Here is a 10381-nt window from a genome sequence, read left to right as displayed (position 1 = left end):
GGGCTATCGCGCCAAACACAACTCCCGACAACAACACCGCCCAAATGTGGGAGCTGTCGAGCCCAGGCGAGGCTGCGATGGCGGCGGCACAGGCAACATCTTCAGCGCCTGAACCACCGCTATCGCAGCCTCGCTGAAGCTCGACAGCTCCCACAGGGGATTGGTGGTGCTGGGTTGATCTCGGTTCACTGGGCTATCGCGCCAAGCGCAATTCTCGGCAGCAACACCGCCCAAATGTGGGAGCTGTCGAGCCCAGGCGAGGCTGCGATGGCGGCGGCACAGGCAACATTTTCAGCGCCTGAACCACCGCTATCGCAGCCTCGCTGAACCTCGACAGCTCCCACAGGGGATTGGTGGTGCTGGGTTGATCTCGGTTCACTGGGCTATCGCGCCAAGCGCAATTCTCGGCAGCAATGGCAGGATCTTCAGCCTTGCAACATCAGCATGTCTTCAAAGAACCCACCCACCGGCTCAGTGGGATGGCACAGCTGGATTTCCAATACCCAGGCCATTTCACTCGGCGAGATCTCCAGGTCAGCCAACTCTTTGCTCTCGAACAATGCATGGGGAAAATCCGCAAGGCGATGCCCCGCCAGGTTGCGCGCCAGCCTCCAACCCTTTGACGCAGCGCTCTGCTCGGCGAAGTCGTAAAGTTCACGCCCGGTCAGGCCACGCAGCCACGCTTGGCGTGTTTCATCGAAGACTTCATGCAGGGCAGTTCTACAGGCCCGGTGCAACTGCCCATCGCCAAACACAAACGTATCGCCATAGTCCCCTTCATAGCCATCCCACACCGGGCCAAGATCGACCACGGCAATGTCATTAGCGCGCAGCCTGCGCTGACGATCAATACCCTCGCGCGGCGGGCGCACAGTGTCGGCGCCAAAACGAATGTAGGTCGGATGCCAGGTGTGCGAAGCGCCCATGGCCTGCAGTTGCCGGGCAGCCATCTCAAGGGCTTCGCCGGTGGTCATGCCGACCTTCAACTGGCTGGCAATCGCCGCCAGGGCACGTATGGATTTTTCCCGCGCAGCCAGCATGCCGTCCAAGGAATAACGCGGGCCGACTTTCTCCCAGACCGGGTCAAACGACAGGGAGGCTGTTCCAGCACTTGACCGACCACTGGCAACAAACGCCTCCGCGATAAACCGGTGGCTCGGCAACCCCGCTTCAAGGCAATGGGTGCGCACCTGGCTGAGCATTGCACCGTTACCGCACGCATACACCTGGACCTGCTCCCAGTGATGCCCGTGACCGGATGCAACCTCCTGCACCCTGCCCTCGGATGACCGCACGGGATGCCAGCGAAAACGGGGATGCTCAAGCATCGCGTGGTCGAGGAAGGCGCTGTCATAAAAGTCCGCCGATTGCGCGCCGCCCCAATACAACGTCACTTCGACATCGCGCTTTAACGCGGTCAGCAGGATCGGCTTGATGCCCGCGTAACCAGTGCCCGTGGCAAATAAGACCACGGGCGCCGCCTCATCGTCCTGCCAGGTACAGGCACCAAACGGCCCTTCCACATGCAGACGCTCACCCACGCCAAGACCACTCAGGATACCCTCGGAAAAGTACCCGCCACTCACCCTTCGAATCTGGAAGACCAACCGCCCTTCATCATCGGCGGGCAGGTTGGCAACCGAAAAGCAGCGCGTGTCACCGTCCGCCAGGCGGAACTTGAGGTATTGGCCAGCCCGCACCGCCACTGGGGTTTCGGGCGTCAATATCAACTCGATCACATCGGGCCCCAGCGCACGCTTGCTATGCACTTGCGCCGCCACTACCAGCGCGGGCGTATCCAGCGACCAGCCGGGAATATGCAGGCGCATGTCGCCACAGGCGTGGCTCTGGCATAACAACATCTCATTGGCTGCCAAAGGATAAGAAGGCTGCGGCGCGCCCGGCGCCAGGCGCTTGGCCCGGTACGCACCTTCAGCGACCACTACCTTGCACGAACCGCAGGCGCCACGGCGACAAGAGAACGGCACGGCCAGGCCACTGGCGAGCATGGCGTCGAGCAAGAGTTCGTCGCCCGCTTCAAAGGTTTTCCCCGAGGGAGAGAGTTCGATGACATGACGTGTATTCATAAAGACCTCGGGATGAGTGAGACCTGATTGTTGCGCTAGACTAGGCCCATTAAAACCTCCAGATTTGGATACTTCAGATGGTCCAGATGCGTAAATGGCGCCCCTTGCTGCGGCTTGAAGAAGGCACCGGCCAGGCGTCCTACCGCAAGATTGCCGAAGGCTTGGTCAATGCCATCCTCGAGGGCCGCCTGCCACCTGGAACATTGCTGCCAGGCACGCGGGAAATGGCGCAGTTGCTCGACGTCAACCGCAAGACGGTGATCCTGGCTTACGAAGAAGCCATGACCAAGGGCTGGCTGGTCAGCGAGCCGCGCCGTGGCACCTTCGTCAATGCGCAGCTGACACCCAAGCAACTGCCCGGCGTTACCCAACCGTCTTTCGCGCCGCCGTTGCTGGAGCAACCACGGGTACCCTATTTCACCCATAACGCCCAAGTGGTCGCGCTTGAGCATCGACACGGCGCGCTGTTTTTCGACAACGGCACCAGCGACCACCGCCTGCTGCCCCAGGCCGTTTTGCACCGTTACTATCGCCACGCACTGCGCAACAGTTTCGCCTCCAATACCGTGCGCTACGGCAGTGAGGGCACCGGCTATCATTTGCGCTGCGCCCTGGCCGAGATGCTGCGCAACAACCGTGGGCTGACGGTCACTGCCGAAAATATCTGCCTGACCCAGGGCACCCAGATGTCCCTGTACCTGAGTGCCAGCCTACTGCTCAAGCCTGGCGACGTGGTACTGGTGGAGCGCCTGAGCTACCCGCCAGCGTGGGAAATTTTCCGCAAGCTCGGCGCGCAGTTGGTCACGGTCGACATCGACGATGAAGGTTGCCGCACCGATCAGGTCGAGCGCTTATGCCGTGAGCACAAGGTGCGCATGATTTACCTCACACCCCATCACCAGTTTCCCACCACCGTGAGCTTGCACGCTGCACGCCGGCAGCACTTGCTGACGTTGGCCGCGCTGCATGACTTCTGCATTATCGAAGAGGACTACGACCACGAATATCATTTCAGTGGCCGCCCTTACCTGCCGCTGGCCAGTGACCGCGCCCAACGCCATGTGCTTTACATCGGCTCGTTGTCCAAAGTGCTGGGCTCGACGTTCCGTTGCAGCTATATCGTCGCGCCCACCTCTGTGATCGAAGCCCTGCAGCGCAATGCCGCGCTGATGCTGGGCGATGCCGACGCGGTCGCTCAAGCCATGCTGGCAGACCTGATCAACGACGGGGAGTTGAAGAAGCATTTGCGCCGCGTGTCGAAAGAATATCGGGCGCGCCGCACGGTATTGCGCGACTGCCTGGACCAGGCGTTTGGCGCTCGCATACAGGTGCGCGAACCCGAGGGGGGCTTGGCGCTATGGGTACGTTTCGAGGAAGAAATAGACGTCGATAAGTTGGTAAGCACCGCGCTGGACCACGGCGTCGTTGTGCGCAGTGGTCGTCAGTTTTCACCCAACGACCAGCCGGTAAACGCGCTGCGCCTGGGCTTTGCTTCCCTGGACCGGGATGAAATTCAGCAAGCCACGCAGCGCTTGGCCCAGGCGATAAAAACGATGGCGGCGCGTTGAATACATGATCACTCGGTGCGACGGTTCCGTCCCCGCTCACCTAGCCGTTCGGTCAGTTACCGCACCGCCCTCTTTTAAGTACCCTGGGCTCCGAACCTGCCGGAGCATTCGGGATGTCTTTGATCAACGCTGTCGAACGCGCGTGCACACGCCTGGCTCCCGCCGGCTGGCGTGATCTGCTGCTACACCATGGCTTGGACATAACCTCGACGACCCTGCGCGAGGAACTCGCCAACCCTCTGCGCGTCGATCGGACACAGCCGGGCTTTGAAGACTTTTCGAACGAGGGCATACGTGGCGTCGAGCCCGGACACCCGGCCGCCAGCCTGCTGTTTCATGCGTTCGCCTCGCCAAATGTGATCATCGGAATCAACGGCAATGCGCTCACAGCCTTCCCCACCGCAGCTGAAATCGAACACATCCTTAACTATGTCTACGGCGCCAACCCTCCCAGCCTGAAGGCTTTGCGGCTGGCTGCCGATGATGCGGAGCTGGCGATTGCCGTGTTCGCCTATGAATACCGCCCCCGACCTGAGACCGTGCATGGGCGCCAGGCAGACCTGTGCTTTTCCCGCACCGGGGTCGCTCGGGTCGGTACGGCACCAGAGCTTTATGACCCGCAACGCAGGGGCTTTTTGCCCTTTGTCGAGGGCCAGCCCAATCAAATACGCGTTATCCCAGCGCGCTACGGCGCGTTCATAGCGGCAAAGTATGTCGGCCAGCCAGTACGATTCGGCCCGATGAACGATCAACCCATCGACCGCGATCTCGAGTTCTGGGTGCCCCTGCACAAAATTTTTGATGGCGATGAATGTGTGGCGGGAATGGACCTGAGCGTCCAGTTGGATAATCACCAGGTCAATGAAAAGATCGCTCAAATCCACAGACGCTTTCGCGATACCGGTTGGCAAGAGCCAGACATTCTCCATGCACCCTTCGTCATTACAGAAGGGTTATGTCATTGGGCGGATATAGATAGCTTTGCGCCTGGCTTGCTGGTGCCCAACGCCAAGGAACGGTTGGTAGAGCTGGCTCATTACCAAGGCCGCCCGCTGTCTTTCATGATGCCCCCTGGCACCGGCGGCCTGGTACATGGGCGTCATCATGTGCGTGATGACGGCTCGGTTGAAGACCTCAATGAACGCGAAGATGTCGATGCCATCGTCAAGGCCGGTGGCTACCGAGCCCTGCACTATCAGGACGCAATGGCCGATGGATGGGTGCGCGCACTCTGTCCCGCACTGGAACTGCAGAGCATCGCCGCCTACTCGATTATCGGAGCGCCGGATTTTTACCCGTTGTGCGGGCAACGGGAACTTAAACAATGGTCCAGCGACCCGCAGATTTTTCCTTGCCCGACACCACCCTGTCCGCAGGTATGGCACGCACGGGTCAACCCACTGTCCGATGTGCGTTTTTTTATCAATCAATCGCTTAAGGGCAGTTATTTTTCCCCTGAAGACCGCGGGGTCACGGCGATCATCTCGCACCCCCAGGCGTCCACGGCCCCAAGCACAGCCCACCTGGCGGGCTATGCCCAGCGACAATCCTGGCTGCCAGATTTCGCCAGCGGTGTCTTTGGGCCTGGCTGGGAAGTCGGCCGAGGCTTGGTAGATGCTCCATTTACCAACATGCTGTGTGGTTATCAGTTAGCCAGCCCGTTCACTGAAGATGCACGCATCTGTGCTGCGCTGGGTTCGTACTGGCCGGGGGTGGCGCCTGATTCGACCCGCACGTTCGAGCCGCGCAACGTTTCCGCTACGGTCATTCCGCTGACAGACAACGAGATCGGTCTGAGAGGCCATCCTGCCTGGGATGGGCGCACCGGCCCCACATTGATCGAACTGCAAGAGCGCACGCTGGTGCAATACCAAGCCTATGAGTACAGCGACTATACCCAGGCAGCGCTGGATGGCCGGTTGTCGCTGGCCGTGACCGGGCAGACCAGTACTCAGCAGTACCACCAGCGAGTACTGGGTATGCGGCGTGCTTATCAGGCAGTCGGTGCGGGCTCAGACAAAGAACAGCGAAAACGCTGGCCTCTGCTGTCGTTTTTTCAGGTGCAATTACCGGACGAAGCTTTCGAACTCGCGCAGCAAGAGGCCGGTGTGCGACTGGAAGGCGAGGTGGCGTACTACAGACTTTATAAACATGGCGCGATCAGCACACCTGCGCACGACTTCAAACTTCGCCATGTGGAAATAGAGCAAGAGATCGAACTGTATATGAGCCAGGACACGCTGCTTATCCGCCAGGACGGGGCACCTTGGCGACACCTCGATGAGTCACTTTGACGTTGTTGTTGTTGGCGGCGGCCCGGCCGGCTGCGCTACAGCGATTCACTGCGCGCAGAAAGGGTTGCGGGTAGTTCTGCTGGAGAAGGCCCGCTTCCCCAGAGACAGGCCGGGAGAAACACTACATCCTGGCGTTGAGCCGCTGCTGCGCCAACTGGGGATAACCCTCCAGGATCACCGCCGCCACCCGGGCCACTGGGTGCACTGGGATGGCCCGTCTCGCTTCCAGGCATTCAGCACAAGTCGCGATGAGCAATGGAAGGGTTTCCAGATTCCGCGAGTGTTACTCGACCAGCAATTACTTGAACAGGCACGCACTCTGGGCGTGCATATCGTCCAACCCGGGCATCCGAGCCAGGTGTTACTGGAGCAAAGTCGTGTTCAAGGCGTCCAGGCGAACGCAACGCAATGGACCGGACAATTCGTGGTAGATGCCACCGGACATCACGCCTGGCTGCAACGTCAATTACAGATACCCTGGCGTCGTTTCTCACCCCGCTTGGTCGCACGGTACGGCTACTGCGAGGACAGTAGCCTACAAGATAAAAAACTCGGTCTGTTTGCGCACCCAGACGGCTGGCACTGGATTGCCCGTATCAGCCAAACATGCCTGCACTGGACCCAACTGGCGTTTGCTCAAGACGTGCCGCACCGCCTGACACCCGAGGCGTTGGAGCCACTCAGGATGATTGGCCGGGTTCGCGGTGCAGATGTCTCGTGGCGACTGTGCCGCACGACAGCCGGGAGCGGTTACTTTCTAGTCGGTGACGCCGCTGCAACGCTGGATCCCTGTGCTTCTCACGGCGTTATCAAGGCATTGCTATCCGGCATGCAAGCAGCGTCGGCGATTGTCGATTGCCTGTCCTGGCCTACGGGCGAAAAGACCGTACAGGCGGCATATCAGGCTTGGGTACAAACCGCCGTAGAACGAGATGTGCTCGCCCTACGCAGCTTCTATCGAGCCCACCCCTATCCACCGGCGTGGCTGTAAGCCCCCTCAACCTGCCGCACCCAGGAAAGGCAGCGCCAGGTACAACTTGATCACCACCGCATTGGCGATATCGATGAAGAACGCGCCCACCATCGGCACAACTAGAAACGCGATCTGCGACGGCCCGAAGCGCTGCGTTACCGCCTGCATGTTGGCAATCGCCGTGGGCGTGGCGCCGAGCCCGAAGCCGCAATGGCCTGCCGCCAGCACCGCCGCATCGTAGTTGCGGCCCATCACCCGGAACGTCACGAAAATCGCGAACAGCGCCATCAGCAATGCCTGAGCGGCCAGCAGAATGACGATCGGCAAGGCCAGTGCCGCCAGGTCCCAGAGCTTGAGTGACATCAGCGCCATCGCCAGGAACAGCGACAAACTGACATTGCCCAGCACCGAGACTTCGCGCTCGAACACCTGATGCCAGCCGAGCATCGACAGCCCATTGCGCAGCACCACACCGACGAACAATACGCACACGAACGTCGGCAATTCGAAAGCGGTGCCCTGGATGGCGGCATTCAACAAGTTGCCGCCCTGCAAGCTGATCGCCACCAGTGCCAGGGTCTCGATAAACGAAAACGCGGTGATCAGGCGCTCTTCGTTCGGTTGCTCGAACCCCTTGGCCAGGCTCGATTGCGGTTGCCCAATACCTGGCACCTCGACCCGCTTGATCAGAAAGCGCGCTACGGGCCCGCCGATCAGGCCACCAAGCACCAGGCCAAAGGTCGCCGAGGCAATCGCCAATTCAGACGCAGACGCCACGCCATACCGGTTCCGGAATATTGTAAGTACGCAGAAAGCCGATACGGGCCACAAGCCCGCGCCCCAGCAATAGCACCAGTGAAGCGGCAACGAGGGTTGAATAGAAATCGAGCTGAAGCATCCGGTCAGTTCTCTGAAGTGGACAAGGAGAATGGGTGGCCAGAGTAGAGAGCACAGGGCGAAAAGGCATCCGCCCTACAAAAAACACAGACTTTACCTACAAGCTTCACAATAATAACTTACAACCGCCTGCACCTCGCCCATCCAGAGATACGCACAGTAGACTTATCGACGACGCCTTCGCAGCAGAGGCCAGTTGGAGGCGATTTCACCCGGCTCAGCGTCACGCCCTGCGACTCGCACCAGGTCTGGAAACTCAAGCAACAAGGCACGATTGCCCCGGCCAATGTGCTCCATCACGGCCAAGGTAATGTTTTCACGCACCATGCCCGTCGAAACGTAATACATGGCCCAGGCTTGCTCTGGCGTACACAGACCGATCTGCTCTTCAATCTCTTTGTAGGCCTTGTAGTCGTCCGACTCTAAATAGCGCTGATCACCACCCTGGCGCATGCTGTCTCCCTCCCCGACCCCGTCCCCGTCACGTACCGCTTTTGACCTTGGTCCAGACCCGTGTGCGAATGCGCTCCGCCTTCAGCGGCAAAGGCTCAAGCGGAACCAGGGTGGCCATGGTCTTTTTATCGGGATAGATCCAAGGGTTATCCCGCAACTTTTGCTCGACGAACTCGGTGGCGTCTTTGTTGGCGTTGGGATAGAGCATGTAGTTGGACGTCTTGGCTATCACCTGTGGCCGCAGCATGTAGTTGATGAACGCCAGAGCGGCCTTTGGGTGACGAGCATCCTTGAGCAACACCCAGTTTTCAGACCAGACCAACGCCCCTTCGCGCGGCAGGCTGTAGGCAATCTTGCGGCCGCTGTTGGACTTTTCATTAATCGCCTGCGCCGCCAGGGCACCATTGGCCCAGCCGACGACTGCACAGATATTGCCGTCCGCCAGGTCGGTGTCGATTCTGGACGAGTCGAAATAGAGCACATAGGGACGGATTTTCAACAGCAGCGCCTGGGCCTTCTGGTAATCCTCGGGATCAGTGCTGTTGCTGGGCAGCCCCAGGTAGTGCAGGGCAATGGAAATGATCTCGCTGGGGGAGTCGAGCATGGCCACGCCACAAGACTTGAGCTTGCTGATGTTTTCTTCTTTGAAGATCAGGTCCCAGCTGTCCACCGGGGCGTCATCGCCCAGCGCCGCCTTGACTTTATCCACATCGTAGCCAATGCCGGTGGTGCCCCAGACATAGGGCACGGCGTAGCGGTTACCGGGGTCATTGACCGCCAGTAGGGAAAGGATGTCAGGGTCGATGTGCGATAGGTTACTCAACTGCGCGCGATCCAGCGGCTGCAGCACCCCGGCTTTGATCAAGCCGGGCAAGACATTGGAGGTGGCCACCACCAAGTCATAGCCGGTACGCCCAGCCATAACCTTGCTCTGCATGATTTCGGCGCTGTCGAAGGCGTCCATATGCAGCTTGATGCCGGTCTCCTGCTGAAATTGCTTGGGCGTCTGCGGTTCAAGAAACCCGAACCAGTTATACAGATACACCGAATTTTCAGCGGCGGCTGCGGGCGTGCTGATTGCAGCGCCCATAAACGAAGCTAAAAAAATAGCTCGTAAGTGTGCTCGACTCATATGACTATCCCTGTCCACACGACGCGCCTTCATGGCTATCGTAAGCTCGGGGTGAATATACCGAGCCTCGACGAATAGTAAATACCTACAAGTACTTAGCTCTGGCCTGCAAAGCCCTAACCCTAAAGGGGTAGAACATGTCGCTTGACCTTCATAGCCTGGCTTGGCACCGATCGGTCGGAAAACTGATCATGCAGCTCAATCGCCCTGAGTTCTGGAGTTCGTTGATTCGCGTATTGAATGAATATGTGCAAATAGACAATTGGGTGGTGCTGGTTTTTGGCGACCACGCGGTGCGCGTGATCAGCCTGCCCGAGGTGGCAGACAGCGAAGAAATCGACGCCTTTATTCACCGCTATGTGAAAGGCCTGTATCTGCTGGACCCGTTCTATATTGCTGACCGAGAAAACCCGCAGAGTGGGTTCTTCCATCTGCTTGATATTGCACCGGAACACTTCCGGGAAACCGAGTACTACCAACAATATTTTGCGCAATACATCTCGGTCGATGAGGCGCAATACAATGTACGGCTCGATGCTGGCGCAACGCTGTGCATGTCGTTTGGCAGCAACCTGCGATTCACCCAGGCGCAGATAACGGTATTGGACATGATCAAGCCGTGGGTAACGGCAATGATGCATCAACGCATGTGCTTTGAAACTGACCCGGCAAAAAACCTCGCCGAGCCGGCTCCATGGGCCGAGGCACTTACTCAGTTGGAAACACAAGTAACGGCACGTGAAAAGGACGTGCTCAAGTTACTGCTCAGTGGGTTCTCCAACAAAGAGATCGCCGGCAAGCTGTCGCTGTCGACAGAAACCATCAAGGTTCACCGCCGCAATATCTACAGCAAGCTGAATATCAAATCTCAGTCAGAACTGTTTGCGCGTTTTTTCATGCCACGGCAAGAGATCCCATCGACGCTTTGAACGGGGGCGGTGCGCTGGCGAGGTAAATTACGCACAAACAAAAACGCC

General features: G+C 59.0%; 7 protein-coding genes and 1 pseudogene. 4 read left to right on the top strand and 4 right to left on the bottom strand.

Going from position 1 to position 10381, the window contains the following annotated elements; genetic code table 11:
• Positions 1-425: 425 nt before the first annotated feature.
• Entirely contained in the window at positions 426-2087 is a 1662-nt protein-coding gene (locus CER19_RS19070; RefSeq protein ID WP_116667566.1) for a M24 family metallopeptidase, read from the bottom strand.
• Positions 2088-2164: 77 nt separating this feature from the next.
• On the opposite strand from CER19_RS19070, the gene CER19_RS19065 reads away from it, so the two are divergent.
• From CER19_RS19065 to CER19_RS19055, 3 genes are all read left to right on the top strand, one after another.
• Positions 2165-3655, top strand: a complete 1491-nt coding sequence (locus CER19_RS19065; protein WP_116667565.1) for a PLP-dependent aminotransferase family protein — start codon at positions 2165-2167, stop codon at positions 3653-3655.
• 113 nt (positions 3656-3768) lie between these two features.
• Positions 3769-5949, top strand: coding sequence for a hypothetical protein (locus tag CER19_RS19060; RefSeq protein WP_116667564.1), 2181 nt, complete (start codon positions 3769-3771; stop codon positions 5947-5949).
• Positions 5936-6940, top strand: coding sequence for an NAD(P)/FAD-dependent oxidoreductase (locus CER19_RS19055; RefSeq protein WP_116667563.1), 1005 nt, complete (start codon positions 5936-5938; stop codon positions 6938-6940). The genes CER19_RS19060 and CER19_RS19055 overlap by 14 nt, the downstream gene beginning before the upstream one ends.
• Before the next feature lie 6 nt (positions 6941-6946).
• Here CER19_RS19055 and gltS read toward each other — a convergent pair.
• The 3 genes and pseudogenes from gltS to CER19_RS19040 all read right to left on the bottom strand — a co-directional run bounded on the left by gltS (position 6947) and on the right by CER19_RS19040 (position 9404).
• Positions 6947-7820 (bottom strand): annotated as a pseudogene (gltS, locus tag CER19_RS19050) (sodium/glutamate symporter).
• 164 nt (positions 7821-7984) lie between these two features.
• Entirely contained in the window at positions 7985-8272 is a 288-nt protein-coding gene (locus tag CER19_RS19045) for a hypothetical protein (RefSeq protein WP_014717765.1), read from the bottom strand.
• A 28-nt stretch (positions 8273-8300) separates the two neighbouring features.
• Positions 8301-9404, bottom strand: coding sequence for a polyamine ABC transporter substrate-binding protein (locus tag CER19_RS19040; protein ID WP_116667562.1), 1104 nt, complete (start codon positions 9402-9404; stop codon positions 8301-8303).
• 137 nt (positions 9405-9541) lie between these two features.
• Here CER19_RS19040 and CER19_RS19035 point away from each other — a divergent pair, with 137 nt between their 5' ends.
• On the top strand, positions 9542-10333 hold the full coding sequence (locus CER19_RS19035) for a LuxR C-terminal-related transcriptional regulator (RefSeq protein ID WP_116667561.1): 792 nt from the start codon (positions 9542-9544) through the stop codon (positions 10331-10333).
• Positions 10334-10381: the final 48 nt, after the last annotated feature.

The sequence above is a fragment of the Pseudomonas sp. GL93 genome (assembly GCF_003408955.1).
Taxonomy (GTDB): domain Bacteria; phylum Pseudomonadota; class Gammaproteobacteria; order Pseudomonadales; family Pseudomonadaceae; genus Aquipseudomonas; species Aquipseudomonas paracarnis.
The sequence above is the reverse complement of the archived record's forward strand: the minus strand, read 5'-3'. Positions and strand labels throughout refer to the sequence as shown.